This is a genomic window from Modestobacter sp. SYSU DS0511 (assembly GCF_054050755.1).
This window is the reverse complement of record NZ_JBJGZY010000024.1, coordinates 1-18352: the sequence shown is the minus strand read 5'-3', so window position 1 is coordinate 18352 and position 18352 is coordinate 1. Positions and strand designations below refer to the sequence as shown.

Here is an 18352-nt window from a genome sequence, read left to right as displayed (position 1 = left end):
AGGTTAACGACTGTTCACAACAGCCGGAGTGGCGTGGTTCACTCGCACCCGTGGACGCACCGGTGCTCCCCACCGCCCCGCCGGCGGACCCGACCGCGGCCGAGCGCAACGCCGCCGGCCACCGCGCCCTGGTCGCCGAGCTGGCCGCGCACCTCGCGCGGGTCGCCCTCGGCGGCGGCGAGCAGGCCCGCCGCCGGCACCTCGACCGCGGCAAGCTGCTCCCGCGCGACCGGGTCGACGCGCTGCTGGACCGGGGTCGCCCGTTCCTGGAGCTGTCGCCGCTGGCCGCGCACGGCCTGTACGACGGCGAGGTCCCGGCCGCCGGCATCGTCACCGGGGTCGGCCGGGTGGCCGGCCGCGAGGTCGTCGTCGTCGCCAACGACGCCACGGTCAAGGGCGGCACGTACCACCCGATGACGGTGAAGAAGCACCTGCGCGCCCAGGAGGTGGCGCTGCACAACCGGCTGCCCTGCGTCTACCTGGTCGACTCCGGTGGCGCCTTCCTGCCGCTGCAGGACGAGGTCTTCCCCGACCGCGAGCACTTCGGCCGGATCTTCTACAACCAGGCCAACCTCTCGAAGGCCGGCATCCCGCAGCTCGCCGCCGTCCTCGGCTCCTGCACCGCCGGTGGCGCCTACGTGCCGGCGATGAGCGACGAGGCGGTCATCGTCCGCGGCCAGGGCACGATCTTCCTCGGCGGCCCACCGCTGGTGAAGGCGGCGACGGGGGAGGAGGTCAGCGCCGAGGAGCTGGGCGGCGGCGAGCTGCACTCCCGGGTCAACGGGGTCACCGACCACCTCGCCGAGGACGACGCGCACGCGCTGCAGATCGTCCGGCAGATCGTCGGCACCCTCGGGCCGCGCAGCCCGCGGCCGTGGGCGGTCGAGCCGGTCGAGGAGCCCCGGTACCCGGCGGAGTCGCTCTACGACGTCGTCCCGGTCGACGTCCGCACCCCCTACGACGTGCGTGAGGTGATCGCCCGGCTGGTCGACGGCAGCCGGTTCGCCGAGTTCAAGCCGCTCTACGGATCGACGCTGGTGACCGGCTTCGCCCGGCTGCACGGCCACCCGGTCGGGATCGTGGCCAACAACGGCGTCCTGTTCGCCGAGTCGGCGCTCAAGGGCGCCCACTTCGTCGAGCTCTGCGACCGCCGGTCGATCCCGCTGCTGTTCCTGCAGAACATCAGCGGGTTCATGGTCGGCCGGGACTACGAGGCCGGGGGGATCGCCAAGCACGGGGCGAAGATGGTCACCGCCGTCGCCTGCGCCCGGGTGCCGAAGCTGACCGTCGTCATCGGCGGTTCGTTCGGCGCCGGCAACTACTCGATGTGCGGGCGCGCCTACTCGCCCCGGTTCCTGTTCACCTGGCCCAACGCGCGGATCTCGGTGATGGGCGGGGAGCAGGCCGCCAGCGTGCTCGCCCAGGTGCGCCGCGACCGGCTCGGGGACGCCTGGAGCGCCGCGGACGAGGAGTCGTTCAAGGAGCCGATCCGGGCGCAGTACGAGGAGGAGGGCAACCCGTACCACGCCACCGCCCGGCTCTGGGACGACGGCGTGATCGACCCCGCGCAGACCCGCACCGTGCTCGGGCTCGCGCTCTCCGCCTGCACGAACGCCCCCCTGGAGGAGGTCGGCTATGGCGTCTTCCGGATGTGAGGACCTCCCCCGGTTCCGCCGAGATGGCCATTCTGGCGGAACCGGGGGCGCGTCAGTCGGCGGCGCCGGCGATGGCGGGCGCGGTCGGGTCGGTCGACTCCGGCTTGACCTCGCGCAGCACGTAGTCCTCGATCGTCTCCAGGTCGTGCGTGGAGCGCTTCACGATGGCCAGCAGGTCGCTCATCTTGCTGACCTCCTCGACCTGCTCCTTGATGAACCACTGCATGAACTGGTCGGAGGCGAAGTCGTTGTGCTGCCGGGCGACGGCGGTGAGCTGGTTGATCTGCTCGGTGACCCGCTTCTCCTGGTCCAGGGCGAGCGCGACCGGGGCGACGACGTCGGCGAACTCGCAGATCGGCGCGGCGATGCCGGGGATCTGCACGCGCGCGTCGGCGTCGAGCAGGTAGCGCACCATCATCATCGCGTGGTTGCGCTCCTCGGCCGCCTGATCGAAGAAGAGCTGCGCGGTCTGCGGCATGGTCAGCTCGTCGAAGTAGATGGCGCAGGCCACGTACTGCTGGTGGGCGGCGAACTCATGGCCGATCTGGGCGTTGAGCAGGTCGATGAAGGGCTCGGCGGCCATCGGGGCTCCCGTGTCTGGCGGAATGACGTCCTCCGCACCGTAGTCGGCGACACGCCGTACCCGTGGACGGGCCGGCAAGGCATGGCTAACCTCACCGCGTGGGGAAGTCGGTCAAGATGCCCAAGAAGAAGTGCTGCGTCGACAAGCCCCGGTGCGGCCGGTGCCCACTGCGCGCGCTCGCCGAGGGCACCCTCCCGCCCGGCTACACGGTCAAGAAGCGCCGGCTGGTCAAGGTCGGCAAGGCCGACACCGTCCTCACCAAGAGCGACCGCAAGTCGGCCTGACCCGACCTCGCCCGCTTTCCGCGCCGAGAGCGGCGCGGCGAACCCCGCTCCCCGCGCGGAAAGCGAGGGGTGAGCGGTGTTCGGGACCGTCCTGGTCGCCAACCGCGGGGAGATCGCGGTCCGGGTCATCCGCACGCTGGGGGCACTCGGCATCCGCTCGGTCGCGGTGCACAGCGCGGCCGACGCCGACGCCCTGCACACCCGGCTCGCCGACGTCGCCGTCGCGATCGGCCCGGCGCCGGCCGCGCAGAGCTACCTCTCCGTCGAGCGGCTGCTCGACGCCGCCCGGCGCACCGGCGCCCAGGCGGTCCACCCCGGCTACGGGTTCCTCTCCGAGAACGCCGACTTCGCCCGCGCCTGCGAGCGGGCCGGCCTGGTCTTCATCGGCCCACCGGTCGCCGCGATCGAGGCGATGGGCGACAAGATCCGCGCCAAGCGGACCGTCGCCGCCGCCGGGGTCCCGGTCGTCCCCGGCCGCACCGAACCGGGCATGGACGACGACGCGGTCGCGGCCGCCGCGGTGGAGGTCGGCTTCCCGGTGCTGCTCAAACCCAGCGCCGGCGGTGGCGGCAAGGGCATGCGGGTGGTGCGGCACCCGGACGAGCTGGCCGAGCAGATCGCCGCGGCCCGGCGCGAGGCGAGGGGTTCCTTCGGCGACGACACGCTGCTCGTCGAGCGGTACCTGGCGCGGTCCCGGCACATCGAGGTGCAGGTCCTCGGCGACGCGCACGGGACCGTGGTGCACCTGGGGGAGCGGGAGTGCAGCCTGCAGCGCCGGCACCAGAAGGTGGTCGAGGAGGCGCCGTCCCCGCTGCTGGACGCCGCCGACCGGGCCGCGATGGGCGCGGCCGCCGTCGACGCCGCCCGTGCGGTGGGCTACACCGGCGCCGGCACGGTGGAGTTCATCGTCGACGCCGACGACCCGAGCGCGTTCTTCTTCCTGGAGATGAACACCCGGCTGCAGGTCGAGCACCCGGTCACCGAGTGCGTCACCGGCCTGGACCTGGTCGAGCTGCAGCTGCGGGTCGCCGCCGGGGAGCCGCTGCCCTTGGGCCAGGACGACGTGGTGCTGGACGGGCACGCCATCGAGGCGCGGCTCTACGCCGAGGACCCGGCCCGCGGGTTCCTGCCGCAGACCGGCACGGTGGTCGGGCTGGGAGAGCCCGCCGGCCGCGGCATCCGGGTGGACGGCGGGATCACCGTGGGCACCGTCGTCGGCACCGACTACGACCCGATGCTGGCCAAGGTGGTCGCCTGGGCACCCGACCGGGAGACCGCGCGCGCCCGGCTGGCCGGCGCACTCAGGCAGACCGCCGTCCTCGGGGTGCCCACCAACGCGACCTTCCTCCGCCACCTGCTCGTCGACCCCGACGTCGTCGCCGGCCGGCTGGACACCGGGCTGATCGAGCGCCGGGGGGAGCAGCTCACCTCGGCCGACCCGCCGCCACCGCCCGCCTACGCCGCGGCGGCGCTCGCCCTGCTGCTGGAGGCCGAGCCGGCCGGCCCGGTCGTCGACCCGTGGGACGTCCCCGGCGGCTGGCGCCTGGGCGAGCCCGCCTGGACGGTGCGCCGGCTGCAGGCGCCGGGCGGGGAACCGGTCGAGGTGCGGGTGCGCGGCCGGGCGTCGTCGGCGCAGGTGCGGATCGGCGACGGCGACCCGGAGCCGGCCGGCGCCGTCCGGGACGGCGACCAGCTGTTCGTCACGCTCGGCGGGGTGACCACCCGGTGGACCGCGGCGCACGCCGACGGCACGGTCTGGCTCGCCGCCGACGGGCACGTGGCGGCGCTGCGCGAGCACGAGCGGCTGACCGGCGCCGTGACGGCGACCGCCGTCGACGGCGCGGTGACCGCCCCGATGCCCGGCACGGTGACCGTGCTGCGCGCTTCCCTCGGCGACGAGGTGGCAGCGGGCACCCCGCTGCTCGTCGTCGAGGCGATGAAGATGGAGCACGTGCTGACCGCCCCCGTCGCGGGGGTGGTCACCGAGCTCCCGGTGACGGCCGGCCAGTCGGTCCGGCTCGACGAGCGGGTGGCCGTGGTGACCCCACCGGCGCCCGGCGAGGGGGAGTGACCGTGCTGGACTACCGGCTCGACGAGGAGACCGAGGCGCTGCGGCGGCTGGTGCGCGAGTTCGCCGTGGAGGTGATCGCCCCGCAGATCGGCGGCTTCTACGAGCGCGACGAGTTCCCGACCGCGATCGTGCGGCAGATGGGCGAGCTGGGGCTGTTCGGCCTGCCGTTCCCCGAGGAGTACGGCGGGTCGGGGGGCGACTACTTCACCCTCTGCGTGGCGCTGGAGGAGTTGGCCCGGGTCGACTCCTCGGTGGCGATCACCCTGGAGGCCGGGGTGTCCCTGGGCGCGATGCCGATCTTCCGGTTCGGCACCGAGGAGCAGAGGCAGCAGTGGCTGCCCCGGCTGTGTGCCGGGGAGGCGCTGGGCGCCTTCGGGCTCACCGAGCCCGGCGGCGGATCGGACGCCGGGGCCACCCGGACCACCGCCCGGCTGGACGGCGGCGAGTGGGTGGTCAACGGCTCGAAGGCGTTCATCACCAACGCCGGCACCGACCTCACCGACCTGGTCACGGTCACCGCGGTCACCGGCACGAAGGCCGACGGCGGCAAGGAGATCTCCGCGATCGTCGTGCCCTCGGGCACCCCGGGGTTCACCGTCGGCAAGCGCTACGCCAAGGTCGGCTGGAACGCCTCGGACACCCGGGAACTGGCCTTCGACGACGTCCGGGTGCCGGCGGGGAACCTGGTGGGGGAGCGCGGCCGGGGGTACGCGCAGTTCCTGTCCATCCTGGACGAGGGGCGGATCGCGATCTCCGCGCTGGCCGTGGGGCTGGCGCAGGGGTGCGTCGACGAGTCGGTGAAGTACGCCGCGGAGCGGGAGGCGTTCGGGCAGTCGATCGGCCGCAACCAGGCGGTCCAGTTCATGATCGCCGACATGGAGGTGCGGGCCTCGACCGCGCGGCTGGCCTACTACCGGGCGGCGGAGAAGATGCTGCGCGGGGAGCCGTTCAAGCGGGAGGCGTCGATCGCCAAGCTGTACAGCTCGGAGATGGCGATGGAGAACGCCCGGTACGCCGCCCAGGTGCACGGCGGGTACGGCTTCATGACCGAGTTCCCGGTCGGCCGGTTCTACCGGGACGCGAAGGTCCTGGAGATCGGTGAGGGCACCAGCGAGGTGCAGCGGATGCTCATCGCCCGCTCGCTCGGCGTCGGCTGACCGGCGCAGTTCCTGAGCTCCTCCCGGCCGCGCTTCAGGGCGCCCCGGTAACGGAACTGGAGGGTGTAGCGACTACAGCTTCATGCTGGGCTGGGCTTCCGTACACAGCGTCGACACCCCCTGGCCACAGCTGATCGACAGCGTTCCCGCGCGGTGGGACCCCCCACCGATCCCAGGACAGTCGGAGGTCAGCTTCCATGCACCTGCTCAGATCACGGCCCGCGCACCGCGGGGACCGTCCCGCCCGGAGGTCCCGCCTGCGGGCCGTGGCCGGGGCCGGCGTCGTCACCACGGTGGCCGCCCTCGCCACGGCCGGTGGCCTGGCCACCGCCACCCCGGCCCAGGCGGCGCCGACCGAGCCGGCCTCCCGGTTCATGCTCCCCGTGCTGCCGGACACCCAGTTCTACTCGCGCTACGCGGAGTCCGAGTTCGAGCGGCCGGACCGCTACGGCGACGGCAACAACCCCTACGCCGCCCAGACCCGCTGGCTGGCCGAGCACGCCGACGAGCTGAACATCCCGTTCGTCGCCCACCTCGGTGACGTCGTGGACCAGGTCAACCAGGAGGGCGAGTGGCGCACCGCGGACGCCGCGATGCGGACGCTGGAGGACGCCGACCTGCCGTACTCGATCCTGGCCGGCAACCACGATGTCCGGAACAGCTCGAGCAACCACTACGACGACCAGTACGACCTGGCACAGGAGCCGTTCCTGCGCTGGTTCGGGCCTGACCGGGCGGCCGAGCAGTCGACCTACGGCGGCAGCGACCCGACGGGGATGAACCAGTACCACGTCTTCGAGGCCGAGGGCCAGCAGTTCATGGTGCTCGCGCTGTCCTGGCGCGCGTCGGACGCCACGCTCCGGTGGGCGAACGAGGTGATCGACGCGCACCCGACCGTGCCGGTCATCCTCACCTCGCACGACATCATCGCCGTCCAGAACGACGGGGTCTCCCCGCAGGAGACCGACCACGGCCTGCGGCTGTGGAACCAGCTCATCAAGAGCAACGACCAGATCTTCATGACGCTGAACGGCCACTTCCACGGCGCGACCCGGCTGGTCAAGCAGAACGACTTCGGGCACCCGGTGACCCAGATCCTGATGGACTACCAGATGGCCTACGAGGGCGGGAACGGCTACCTGGGTCTGTTCGAGTTCGACCTCACGAACGACACCATCACGGCGCAGACCGGTTCGCCGTGGGTGGTCGCCAAGCCGGCGGAGAAGCTGACCTCCTACGACCAGGCGTTCCTCGAGGGCCCGAACCAGCAGTTCACCCTCGAGATCGACTTCTCGCAGCGGTTCGCCGGGTTCAACCCCGGGTTCACCGCCGGCTCCGCCGACGAGCCCTCGCTCACCCTGGCGGTGCGCGACATCCTGCTCGACGGCTTCGTCGCCCCCGACCCGGTCACCACCGAGCTGCCGGGCTCGACCGCGGACTACCCGCGGGTCGAGGGGACGCTGGCGCACTGGCGGATGAACGGGCTGCGCGGCGTGGTCGCCCAGGGCGGCGTCATCCGGGACGTCGAGGGCAACAACCGCAACAACCTCATGCGCGTGCCGATCAGCCAGTCCGGCTCGCCGACGGCGCAGCTGCGGGACGTCAACTTCTCGCAGGACGCCCATCCGTACTCCTCCGACGGCGCAGCGGTGTGCTTCACCAACGCCAGCAAGGTGACCGACCGGTACAGCTACCTGACCACCCGGGCGGACGCCCCGGTGAACACCGCGGCCCTGGCCGACGGGTACACGATCGAGACGTTCCTCAAGATCGACCCGAGCTGGACGCAGTCGGACAACGCGTGGATGAAGGCGATCGTGCGCTCGGGCAACCGCTCGCAGATCGGCGTGCCGTGGAGCCGCTGGGACTGGACCGCCTCGCCGGTGGCGCTGGGCCTGTCCAACCTCAAGGAGTTCCAGTGGACCGAGGTGGGCATCGACACGGCCAAGGGTGACCGCACCGCCTGGTCCGGCGAGATCATGGTCGACACGTGGGCGCACGTGGCCGTGGTGAACGACCCGGCAACCCGCACCACCACGATGTACGTCGACGGCGCCCCGGTGCTGCGCAACGCCTCGGACACCGTGGGCCACGGCCTGGACGGCGCGATGCCGTGGCTGTTCGGCGCCGACTGGGTCGACGACCAGGCCACCAACGGCTGGAACGGCTGCATCGGCGAGACCCGGGTGGTCGACCACCCGCTCGGCCAGGACGAGTGGCTGACCGCGCGGGCCGACATCGAGGGCCTCACGGTCACCTCGCCGGCGGTCGACGCAACGGCGAAGCCCGCGGTCACCGCCACCGGCACCGGCACCCCCGGCGCCACGGTGACGGTGCAGGCCGGCATCACCCGCACGGTGACCGTCGGCAAGGACGGCACGTGGCGGGCGGCCATGGGCACGCTGCAGCCGGGCACCTACGAGCTGGTCGCGACGCAGTCGCTGGGCGGCCGGTCGGCCGACCCGGTGACGGTGCCCTTCACCGTCGTGCGCTGACCTGAGTCGGGTCGTCCGCTCCCTCGACCCGTGTCGGGGGAGCGGACGATCCCGGTTGGCCCCCTGCGGGGTCCCGCCGCGAGCGTGCGAGCGGTGGGGGCAGGGGGTCCTTCCTCAGGCGGTGACGTCGATGAGCACCTTGCCGACGGCGCCGTCCTGCACCGCCTGGTGCGCCGCCGCCGTCTCGGCGAGCGGGTACACGTGCAGCGGCAGACCGGCGTCGTCCCCGACCCGGACCGCGCCGTCGAGCACCGCGGCGTTGACGTCCTCCACGGCGACGTCCTTCGCGCGGGTGGGCTCGGTGTAGACGAGCACGAACTGCCAGCGGGCGTTGGGCCCCATCTGGGCGCGCACCGGGATGGTCACCTCGGCGCCGCCGTCGTCGGCGTACATCGCGATCGCCCCGTGCATGCCGATCACCTGGGCGTCGGTGGCGGCGTTCTGCGCGGCGGAGACCTCGACGATCGCGTCGACGCCGGCCGGCACGATCTTGCGCACCTCGGCGACGACGTCCTGCTGCCGGTAGTTGACGACGTGGTCGGCGCCGGCCGCGGCGGCCAGCTGCGCCTTCTGCGGGGTGCTGACCGTGGCGATGACGGTGGCCTCGGCCCAGCGGGCGAGCTGGATCGCGGCGTTGCCCACGGCGCCGGCGCCGCCCTGCACGAGGACGGTGCGACCGTTGAGCGAGCCGGGGGCCAGCCGGTCGGGCAGCGACTCGGCCACGGTGAGGCAGCGGTGCGCGGTGAGGAAGGGGATGCCCAGGCTCGCGCCGAGCTCGAAGGCGGGGTCGGCGCCCAGGAGCACGGTCTGGCGCGCGGGGACGACGGTGTACTCGGCCGCCGTGCCGTGCGGCCGCTGCCAGGCGGCTTCCCAGATCCACACGCGCTCGCCGACCAGCACCGGGTCGACGCCCTGGCCGACGGCCTCGATCGTGCCGGCGCCGTCCTGGTTCGGGACCTGCCCCTCGGGGCCGGGCTGTGCGCTGCTGCGGGACTTCCAGTCGGTGGGGTTCACCCCGGAGAAGGCCAGGCGGACCAGCACCTCGCCGGGGCCGGGCTCAGGGGTGGGGCGGTCGACGAGCTGCAGGACGTCGGGACCGCCGGGCTGGGTGTAGGTGATCGCTCGCACGAGCGCCCTCTACCCCGCCGCGACGTGGTGACGCCTGTCGGCCCCGTCCAGAGGGTCGCCCCGAGCGTGCGAGGGGCGCGGAGGACGGGGTCCTCGCGTCAGCTGGCGCGGCGACGCAGCCGGCGGCGCTCCCGCTCGGAGAGCCCGCCCCAGATGCCGAAGCGCTCGTCGTTGGCGAGCGCGTACTCCAGGCACTCGGCGCGGACCTCGCAGCCGGTGCAGATCTTCTTGGCCTCGCGGGTGGAGCCGCCCTTCTCCGGGAAGAAGGCCTCGGGGTCGGTCTCGGCGCACAGGGCGTTCTCCTGCCAGCCCTGCTCCTCGCCGTCGAAACCGGGGAAGCCGCCCTGGTGGACGGTGGCCAGGCCCAGCACGTCCTGTCCGGCCCAGTCGACCGGCGCCGCCGCTGCCGCCGCGCTCCGGTACTCGCTCATCCAGGAAACCTCAGCCATCACGATTCGTCCCCCTGCGTCTCGCTCCGCCACCCGTACTCGCGGTTGCCGGTTTGTCACGACCTGTGACAACGCCATGAATTACACGGCTGTCCTTCACAACCGGTCAAATGTCGTCCGCGTGACGGCCGGTCCCATCCGCACCACTCGTCACGGGCGCCGCAGTCGTGCGCGACGAACCGTCCGACACGCCGGGGTCCACAGCAGGTCTTGCCCACGGGGGTGGGGAGCTTCGTCCAGATCGGCAGTGGCCGGGATGGACGTTCCGGTGGCAGTTCGTCCAGTCCCGCGGTGGTGTGCCGTCCGTCGCTCATCCTCGGCAGTGCCGATCATCAAGCGAACCGGCGCGCTCTGCCGGCACCCGGGCGCCGGTACGTTCCCGGGATGAGGTGGCAGGCGGAGCCCAGGGAGCGCGGCTGGGTGCTCCCCGCGTTCCTCGCGCCGATCTGGGCCGCCCTGGGGGTGGGGCGCCTGGTCAGCGGGGAGGCGCTGTCCGGGTGGCTGTACGTCGCGCTGGCCGCCGCCTGGGGGCTCCTGGGGGCGTGGGAGTGGCGCCGGTGGCGGGCGCACCGCGACCGATCTGTGCCGAGTGACAGCTGAGCGGGAGAAGAGCAGTGCTGATCCCCGCTGAGCTGTCACTCGGCGGCGGTCACATCCGGGCGAGCTCCGCGGCGAGCGGGCCCAGACCGAGCGGGCCGAGGTCGAGCGCGGCCCGGTGCCAGGCCTTGAGGTCGAAGTCGGCCCCGGCGCGCGCCCGGGCCTGCTCGCGGCAGACCAGCCACACCCGCTCACCGACCTTGTAGGACGGCGCCTGGCCGGGCCAGCCCAGGTACCGGTGCAGTTCGTCGACGCGCATCGCGTCGGCGAAGGCCACGTGCGTGCGGAGGAACGCCAGCGCGACGTCGTAGGTCCAGCGGTCGCCGGCGGCGCGGCCGGCCGGGATCGGCAGGTCCAGGTGGACGCCGATGTCGAGCACCACCCGCGCCGCGCGCAGCTCCTGGGCGTCGAGCATGCCCAGCCGGTCGCCCGGGTCGTCGAGGAAGCCCAGCTCGCCCATCAGCCGCTCGGCGTAGAGCGCCCAGCCCTCGCCGTGCCCCGAGCACCAGGCCATCAGCCGCTGCCAGCGGTTCAGCAGCGCGGCGTTGTAGACGTTCTGCGCGATCTGCAGGTGGTGGCCGGGGACCCCCTCGTGGAAGACGGTCGTCGTCTCCCGCCACGTCGTCATGCCGGTGACGCCCTCGGGCAGCGACCACCACATCCGGCCCGGCCGGGAGAAGTCCTCCGTGGGGCCGGTGTAGTAGACGCCCTCGCCGGAGGTGGGCGTGAGCCGCCCCTCGATCCGCTTCACCGGGCCGGGGATGTCGAAGTGCACGCCGTCGAGCGCGGCCATCGCCCGGTCGGCGGTCTCCTGCAGCCAGGCCTGCAGCGCGTCGCGGCCGCGGACCTGCCGGGCCGGGTCGGCGTCCAGGGCGGCCATCGCGCCGGGGATGCCCTGCCCCGGCGCGATCTCCTCGGCGACCGCAGCCTTCTCCGCGACGACCCGGGCCAGCTCCTCCCAGCCCCAGGCGTAGGTCTCCTCGAGGTCGAGGTCCATGCCGGTGAACAGCCGGGACTCCAGCGCGTACCGCTCCCGGCCGACGCCGTCCGCCTGCGGGGCGTGCGGCAGGAGGTCGCGCTCGGTGGTGTCGGCGAAGGCCACCAGGGCGGCGTTGATGCGCTGGGTCGCCCGGTCCAGGTCGGCGCGCAGCGCGCCGTCGACAGGGGCCCGGCCGGCGAGCTGGGAGAAGAAGCCCGGCTGCCCGGCCGCCCCCGCCCAGCGGCGGGCGATGCCGGCGGCCAGCCGGACCTGACGGGCGGCGGAGACCCGGCCCCGGCCCGCCGCGTCGGTGAGGCCGGCGGTGTAGCCCGCCAGCGCGTCGGGGAGGGCGGCGAGCCGGCGGGCGATCGTCGCCCAGTCGTCCTCGGTCCCGGTGGGCATGAGGTCGAAGGTCTTGCGGAAGTCCTGCAGCGGGCTGTCGATCGTGTTCAGCGCGGCCTGGCTCCAGCCCGCCTCGTGCAGGGCCAGCTCGGCGCCGATCCGCTCGACCATCGCGCTGCGGGCGACGTCGTCGCGGCGGTCGGCGGACCGTGCCCGTTCGACCTCGGCCAGCGTGCGGCGCAGCAGCTCCGCGGTGGCCGCTCGACCGTCGGGCGTCAGGTCGGGCCAGCGGTCGTCGTGGCCGGCGACGCCCATGTAGGTCGCCCGGGTCGGCTGGTCGGCGGCGTAGGCGTCGACGAACCGGTCGGCGAGCTGGTCGAGGTCGGACGGCGGACGCTGCAGCTCGGTCACACCCGCCACGCTAACCCCGGGGGTGCCTCGCCCGGGACCGGTCGGCGGCGTGCGCCGGGACCCGAACAGGGCGCCCCGCTGTTGCGGTTGACCAGACGTGCATCAGCGGTGCGAGGGGGTAGTGCGGAGGGCAGTCAGTGTCTGCGACGAGGGAGGAACCGACGATGAGCACCAAGGTCGAGGAGTCGATCCAGGTCGACGTGCCGGTACGGACCGCGTACGACCAGTGGACCCAGTTCGAGGACTTCCCGCACTTCATGAGCGGGGTGAAGAAGGTGCAGCAGCGCGGTGACCAGCGGCTGCACTGGGTGGCCGAGATCGCCGGGGTGAAGCGGGAGTGGGACGCCGCGATCGTCGAGCAGGTCCCGGACCAGAAGATCGCCTGGGCCGCCACCGGCGGTGCGACCAACGCCGGCGCCGTCCGGTTCGAGCCTGCCGGGCCCGCGTCGACGATCGTGCACCTGACCCTGGAGTACGAGCCCGAGGGCCTGGTCGAGCAGGCCGGGGACAAGCTCGGCATCGTGGGCCGGCAGGCGAAGTCGGACCTGAAGAAGTTCAAGGACCTGATCGAGGACGAGGGCTACGCGAGCGGTGCGTGGCGCGGCGAGATCCGCCACGGCATGGACGTCGGCACCCCTGGCGTCGAGGACGCCGCCCTCTCCCGCGGGGACAGCGGCAAGGCCGGGCTGTCGGCGAAGGGTGTCGCCGCCGGCGCGGCCGCGGTGGCCGGGGTGGCCGCCGCCGGGGCGGCCGTGGCGGGGTCGAGGAGCGGCTCGGAGAGCGAGCAGCCGCAGGAGGTGCCGGCTGCTCCGCCGGTGACCCCGGCGCCCCCGGTGACCGAGCAGCCGGTCACCGTCGTCGACCAGCCGCCGGCGGGTGAGGTGCGGGCCGACGTGGTCACCGAGGAGTCCGACCCGGACAACCGCACCACCCCGGGCGGCGGGGCCACCGAGGCCGGCCGGGACACCGGTGACGACCCGATGATCGGCGGCGGCAGCCGCACCTGACCCCACCCCGTCCTCCCGCACCCACCGGTGCGGGAGGACGGGCACGGGCCTCAGACGAGCTTGAGGGTGAGCGCCGCGCGGCCGGCGTCGGAGCGGGCGGTGGCGAGCCGCTCGGCTGACGGCGTGCCGTATTCGGTGGTCCGCTGACGGGCGGGCCGGCCGATCGCGGCGGCCATCGCCTCGAGCTCGGCGATCGTCTTCAGCGACCCGTTGCCCGAGCCGGCCATCCGGCTGATCGTCTCCTCCATCAGCGTGCCACCGAGGTCGTTGGCGCCCCCGTTCAGCATCGCCTGGGTGCCGACGTCGCCGAGCTTCACCCACGAGGTCTGGATGTTGTCGATCCGGCCGTGCAGCAGCAACCGGGCGACCGCGTGCACCGCCCGGTTCTCCCGGTTCGTCGGCCCCGGGCGAGCCACGCCGGCCAGGTAGATCGGCGCGTTGTGGTGCACGAACGGCAGCAGCACGAACTCCCGGAAGCCACCGGTCTCGTCCTGCAGGCGGCTGAGCGTGCGCAGGTGCGCCACCCAGTGGGCGGGGGTGTCGACGTGGCCGTACATCATCGTCGACGTCGTCGGCAGGCCCACCTGGTGCGCCGTCCGCACGATCTCCAGCCAGGTCGCGGCCGGCAGCTTGCCCTTGGTCAGCACCCAGCGGACGTCGTCGTCGAGGATCTCCGCCGCCGTGCCCGGCAGGGAGTCCACGCCCGCCTCCTTCGCCGCGGTGAGGAAGTCGCGGAACGACAGCCCGGTGCGGGCGGCGCCGTTGACCACCTCCATCGGCGAGAAGGCGTGCAGGTGGATGCCGGGCCGGCGGGCCTTCACCTCCCGCGCCAGGTCGAAGTAGGCGGTGCCGGGCAGGTCCGGGTGGATGCCGCCCTGCATGCAGATCTCGGTCGCCCCGCCGGCCCAGGCCTCGTCGACCCGGTCCCCGACCTGCTGCATCGACAGGGTGAACGCGTCGGCGTCGGTGCGCCGCTGGGCGAACGCGCAGAACCGGCAGCCGGTGTAGCAGACGTTGGTGAAGTTGATGTTCCGGTTCACCACGTAGGTGACGTCGTCGCCGTTGACGTCGCGGCGGACGGCGTCGGCCAGCGCGGCCAGCGCCTCGAGGTCGGCCCCGTCGGCGCCCAGCAGCGCCAGGTACTCGGCGTCCGACAGCCCTGCCGGGTCGGCCTCGGCGTGCCGCAGCGCGGCCCGGACCTCCGGGTCGCCGGCGGCCAGCGCGGTCGAGTGCCCGTCGCGGGCCGACGTCGTGGCCTCCCGCAGCTCGGCCCAGTCGCCGTAGACGGCGTCGAAGTCGCTGCGCCGGTCGCCGGTGCGGCCCACGGTGTCGACCTCCACGTGCAGGTCGACCCGGCCGGAGGCGGTCCACGCCTCGTCCGGCTCCTGCCACGGCAGCCCGGCCGGGATGCGCCCCTCGACGGCCAGGCCGTCGGGGCCGGCGAGCGCGGCGACGTGCGGGCGCACCCGCGGGTCCAGCCACGGCTCCGGCTGCCGCACGTACCCGGGCTGGGCGGCCAGCCGCTCGCGCAGCGTGAACCCGGCGTCGGCGGTCAGTTCGGCGAGCTTGTCGATGTTCGGCCACGGCCGCTCGGGGTTGACGTGGTCGGGGGTCAGCGGGGAGACCCCACCCCAGTCGTCGACCCCGGCGCGCAGCAGGAGGCCCAGCTCGGTGGAGTCGGACAGGTTCGGCGGCGCCTGCACCCGCGCCGCCGGCCCCAGCAGCAGCCGGGTGAGGGCGACCGCGGCGACGTACTCCTGCAGGCCGAGGTCGTCGTGCGCGGCCATCGCGGTGCGCGGCTTGGCCCGGAAGTTCTGCACGATCACCTCCTGCACGTGCTGGTGCCGGCGCGCCGACGCCCGGATCGCGGCGATCGCGTCGACCCGCTCGGCGTAGTCCTCGCCGATGCCCAGCAGCACGCCGGTGGTGAACGGGACGGCCGAGCGGCCGGCGTCCTCCAGCACCCGCAGCCGGACGGCGGGCTCCTTGTCCGGTGAGCCGAAGTGCGGGCCGCCCTTCTCCGACCACAGCCGGGTGGCTGTCGTCTCCAGCATCATGCCCATCGACGCCGACACCGGCTTGAGCCGCTGGATCTCCTCCCAGCTCAGCACGCCGGGGTTGAGGTGGGGGAGCAGCCCGGTCTCCTCCAGCACCCGGATCGCCATCGCCCGCAGGTAGCCCAGCGTCGAGTCGAAGCCGTGCGCCTCCAGCCACTCCGCGGCCACCGGCCAGCGGTCCTCCGGCCGGTCGCCGAGGGTGAACAGCGCCTCCTTGCAGCCCAGCGCGGCGCCCTGGCGGGCGATCTCCAGCACCTCGTCGGGGGAGAGGAACGGCGCCTTGCCCTCGGCGCGCAGCTGCCCGGGGGTGGTGACGAACGTGCAGTAGTGGCAGCGGTCGCGGCACAGGTGGGTGAGCGGGATGAACACCTTGCGGCTGTACGTGACCAACCCGGGGCGGCCGGCCGAGGCCAGCCCGGCGTCGCGCACCCGGCCGGCGGCGGTCAGCAGCCGGTCGAGGGGCTCACCCTCGCCCAGCCCGCGGGCGTGCAGCAGGGTCTCGGCCTCGGTGGCGTCCAGGGTCACGCCGCGCTCGGCGCGGGTCAGCGCACGGCGGACGGCGGACTCGGACGGCGCGGGCAGGGCGGTGCTCATCGGCGACGACGCTAACCCCGCCCGGTGACGCCCGCGTGTCGGTGTCCCCGCGCGGGTCAACCCGCGCGACCTGACGTCGAGCCGCGTCACGGCATGGCTCAACGTCAGCTGGACCGGGTCAACCCGCACCAGCGTCGCCCCGAGCCTGCCCTACACGTCGCGGCGGCGGAAGGACAGCACCGCGAGCCCGCCCACCAGCAGCACCCACACGGCCACCCAGCCCAGGTAGGTGGCGGTCAGCGGCGCCTGGCCGAGGAACGGGAAGCCGACCTCGCCGAAGACGCGCAGCGCCGTCGGGTCCTGGAAGGCGTACATCGCGCCCCGCCACAGCCCGTCGGTGGGCAGCAGCATCCGCGAGACGCTGCCGACCCGGGCGACGCCGTCGTTGCCGATCGCCTCACCCACCCCGCCGACGACGCCGGCCACCCAGGTGGAGCCGAACAGGCCGACCGCGACGATGCCCGAGGCCATCGGGGAGATCGCGGTGGCCAGCAGCAGCACCAGGGTCAGCAGCACGGTCGTCTGCAGGGCGAGCAGCAGCAGGCCGACGACCGGCTGCGGGGGCCAGTAGCCGACGGTCAGCTGGACGACGAGGAACTGCGCGAGCCCGGCGACCACGACGAAGCCGGCGCCGAAGGCGACCAGGCCCAGCCACTTGCCCAGCAGCACCTGCCAGCGCCGGACCGGGCGGGCCAGCATGGCCAGAGCGGTGCCGGACTCGACCTCCCCGGCCAGCGACGGTCCGGCGAGGAACGCCGTGCCGAGGGCGCCGATCAGGCTGAACCCGAACATCACCAGGTTGAGCAACTGGGAGGAGACCAGCCGCGCCTCGCCGCTGGTGAGCGTGCCGAGCTCGGCGTCCAGCCGGGAGAAGCCCCAGCCGCTGAGCAGCAGCAGGGCCGCGGTGAGCAGCGCCAGCGCGCGCAGCACCTTGCGCCGCGACGCCTCGCGCAGCGTCAGCCCGGCCAGGGTCAGCACGATCACGGCCGGTCCTCCTCGCGCAGGATGCCCAGCAGCCGTTCCTCCAGGCTGATCCGCACCGGCTCCACCGCGTGCACCCGCGCCCGCAGGGCCACCAGGTCGGCGACCAGGTCGGGCACCGCCGTCCCGTCGTCGTCGGCGGGCAGCGTGACGGTCAGCCACTCGCCCTCGCGGGTCACCCGCCCCAGCGACGCGAGCCGCGCCTCGACGGCGGGGGTGAGGCCGTCCAGGTGCAGCCGCAGCTCCCGCTGGCCGAGCAGCTCGGCCAGCGTGCCGGCGGCGGCGACGCGGCCGTGGTTGAGCACCACCACCCGGTCGCAGACCCGCTCGACCTCCCCGATCAGGTGCGAGTTCAGCAGCACCGCCACCCCGCGTGACTTGAGGTCCAGCACCAGGTCCCGGACGTCCACCCGGCCGACCGGGTCCAGCGCGCTGGTGGGCTCGTCGAGCACCACCAGCTCCGGGCGGGCCACCAGCGCGACCGCCAGCCCCAGCCGCTGCTGCATGCCCTTGGAGAACCCGCCCACCCGGTCCCCGGCCCGGTCGGCCAGGCCGACCAGCGCCAGGCACTCGCGGCGCTCGGCGTCGGGCACCCGGGCCCCGGCCAGCCGCACGTGCAGCGCGAGCACCTCGGTGGGCGTCAGCCACGGCTGGTAGCGGAAGAGCTCGGGCAGGTAGCCGACCGCGGCCCGGGCCTGCGGGTCGCTGCCCGGGCGGCCGAGCAGGAGGACCTCGCCGGCGTCGGGCCGGACCAGGCCCAGCAGCATCTTGATCACGCTGGTCTTGCCGGCGCCGTTGGGGCCGAGCAGGCCGACCACCTCGCCGCGGCCGACGGTGAAGGAGACCCCGTCGACCGCGGTGCGCTTGGCGTAGCGCTTGCGCAGCCCCGAGCACCAGACCGCCGCCGAGGGCGGCAGGCCGGCCACCACCGCCTCGGCGGTGGCGGAGCCGGCCCCGGGCGCGGTCAGCGCAGCCCCCGGGCGACGTCGAGCACCTCGTCCTCGCTGATCGTCCCGGCCACGCCGGTGACGATGCCGTCGGCGACCCAGACGACACCGTGCAGCAGGCCGTCGCGGGAGGCCAGCACGGTCGCCTCGGCGCCGTCGACCTCGGTGGTGGAGGTCGTCGCGAGCTCGGCCGGCACCGGCAGCGGGAGGGTCGTGCCGTCGGCGGTGAAGGTGCGCAGCTGGTCGGCGAGGGAGTCCGGCAGCCCCGGCAGCGACAGCAGGTAGTCCCGGGCCACGTCGAAGGGGACGCCGCTGGACTCCGCCGTCGGTGCGTTCACCCGGCCGACCGCCAGGGCCGGCAGCCCGCGGGCCTCCGACCAGATCGCGGCGACACCCGGGCCGGCGGTCAGCCGGAACGTGCTGCCGTCGAGCCCGGCGGGCACCGGCGGCAGCTGCTCACCGGCGGCGGGCGCCGCCCCCCAGTACCCCCCCCGGAACACACGCAAACCCTCCAACCCCCGGCCGGCCAACCCGGCCGCCAGCTCGTCGAAACCCGCCCAGGTTAACCGCCGCTCGGCGGCGAACACGGTCTCACCCCCCCGGGCCTGGGCGCTT

General features: G+C 74.0%; 15 protein-coding genes. 7 read left to right on the top strand and 8 right to left on the bottom strand.

Translation table 11 applies throughout. From position 1 onward, the window contains the following. Window positions 1-50: 50 nt before the first annotated feature. Window positions 51-1655 carry a carboxyl transferase domain-containing protein gene (locus ACI783_RS13080; RefSeq protein ID WP_457140838.1) on the top strand — a complete coding sequence of 535 codons (1605 nt, stop codon included), beginning with the start codon at window positions 51-53 and terminating at the stop codon, window positions 1653-1655. 52 nt (window positions 1656-1707) lie between these two features. Here ACI783_RS13080 and ACI783_RS13075 read toward each other — a convergent pair whose 3' ends face one another. After that, complete coding sequence (locus ACI783_RS13075; protein ID WP_457140837.1) at window positions 1708-2238, bottom strand: ferritin; 531 nt, start codon at window positions 2236-2238, stop codon at window positions 1708-1710. Between the two features lie 98 nt (window positions 2239-2336). Between ACI783_RS13075 and ACI783_RS13070 the strand changes: the two genes are divergently transcribed. The 4 genes from ACI783_RS13070 to ACI783_RS13055 all read left to right on the top strand — a co-directional run bounded on the left by ACI783_RS13070 (window position 2337) and on the right by ACI783_RS13055 (window position 8245). Beyond that, a complete protein-coding gene (locus tag ACI783_RS13070) occupies window positions 2337-2522 on the top strand; it encodes a hypothetical protein (protein ID WP_457140836.1) in 186 nt (61 codons plus the stop codon). Window positions 2523-2598: 76 nt separating this feature from the next. Next, on the top strand, window positions 2599-4593 hold the full coding sequence (locus tag ACI783_RS13065) for an acetyl/propionyl/methylcrotonyl-CoA carboxylase subunit alpha (RefSeq protein WP_457140835.1): 1995 nt from the start codon (window positions 2599-2601) through the stop codon (window positions 4591-4593). Beyond that, window positions 4590-5750 carry an acyl-CoA dehydrogenase family protein gene (locus tag ACI783_RS13060; protein WP_457140834.1) on the top strand — a complete coding sequence of 387 codons (1161 nt, stop codon included), beginning with the start codon at window positions 4590-4592 and terminating at the stop codon, window positions 5748-5750. Before ACI783_RS13065 ends, ACI783_RS13060 begins: the two co-directional genes overlap by 4 nt. A gap of 266 nt (window positions 5751-6016) precedes the next feature. Then, entirely contained in the window at window positions 6017-8245 is a 2229-nt protein-coding gene (locus tag ACI783_RS13055) for a LamG-like jellyroll fold domain-containing protein (protein WP_457140833.1), read from the top strand. Window positions 8246-8359: 114 nt separating this feature from the next. Here the strand turns inward: ACI783_RS13055 and ACI783_RS13050 are convergent, their stop codons facing one another. Both ACI783_RS13050 and ACI783_RS13045 read right to left on the bottom strand, forming a co-directional pair. Beyond that, a complete protein-coding gene (locus ACI783_RS13050) occupies window positions 8360-9373 on the bottom strand; it encodes an NADPH:quinone reductase (RefSeq protein ID WP_457140832.1) in 1014 nt (337 codons plus the stop codon). A gap of 98 nt (window positions 9374-9471) precedes the next feature. Further along, the gene (locus ACI783_RS13045) at window positions 9472-9804 is read right to left on the bottom strand and encodes a WhiB family transcriptional regulator (RefSeq protein ID WP_457085013.1); all 333 of its coding nucleotides are present in this window, start codon (window positions 9802-9804) and stop codon (window positions 9472-9474) included. A 402-nt stretch (window positions 9805-10206) separates the two neighbouring features. Between ACI783_RS13045 and ACI783_RS13040 the strand changes: the two genes are divergently transcribed. Beyond that, window positions 10207-10422: a hypothetical protein gene (locus tag ACI783_RS13040; RefSeq protein WP_457140831.1), complete on the top strand. Its 216-nt coding sequence runs from the start codon at window positions 10207-10209 to the stop codon at window positions 10420-10422. 49 nt (window positions 10423-10471) lie between these two features. Here ACI783_RS13040 and ACI783_RS13035 read toward each other — a convergent pair whose 3' ends face one another. Beyond that, a complete protein-coding gene (locus ACI783_RS13035; RefSeq protein WP_457140830.1) occupies window positions 10472-12151 on the bottom strand; it encodes a DUF885 domain-containing protein in 1680 nt (559 codons plus the stop codon). Window positions 12152-12315: 164 nt separating this feature from the next. On the opposite strand from ACI783_RS13035, the gene ACI783_RS13030 reads away from it, so the two are divergent. Beyond that, window positions 12316-13158 carry an SRPBCC family protein gene (locus tag ACI783_RS13030; protein ID WP_457140829.1) on the top strand — a complete coding sequence of 281 codons (843 nt, stop codon included), beginning with the start codon at window positions 12316-12318 and terminating at the stop codon, window positions 13156-13158. 50 nt (window positions 13159-13208) lie between these two features. Here ACI783_RS13030 and ACI783_RS13025 read toward each other — a convergent pair whose 3' ends face one another. The 4 genes from ACI783_RS13025 to ACI783_RS13010 form a co-directional block, all read right to left on the bottom strand. Next, on the bottom strand, window positions 13209-15809 hold the full coding sequence (locus tag ACI783_RS13025) for a bifunctional FO biosynthesis protein CofGH (RefSeq protein ID WP_457140828.1): 2601 nt from the start codon (window positions 15807-15809) through the stop codon (window positions 13209-13211). 150 nt (window positions 15810-15959) lie between these two features. Then, entirely contained in the window at window positions 15960-16793 is an 834-nt protein-coding gene (locus tag ACI783_RS13020) for an ABC transporter permease (protein ID WP_457140827.1), read from the bottom strand. Beyond that, complete coding sequence (locus ACI783_RS13015) at window positions 16790-17716, bottom strand: ABC transporter ATP-binding protein (protein WP_457140826.1); 927 nt, start codon at window positions 17714-17716, stop codon at window positions 16790-16792. Before ACI783_RS13015 ends, ACI783_RS13020 begins: the two co-directional genes overlap by 4 nt. A gap of 38 nt (window positions 17717-17754) precedes the next feature. Next, window positions 17755-18237, bottom strand: coding sequence for a DUF4367 domain-containing protein (locus ACI783_RS13010; protein ID WP_457140825.1), 483 nt, complete (start codon window positions 18235-18237; stop codon window positions 17755-17757). Window positions 18238-18352 lie beyond the last annotated feature (115 nt).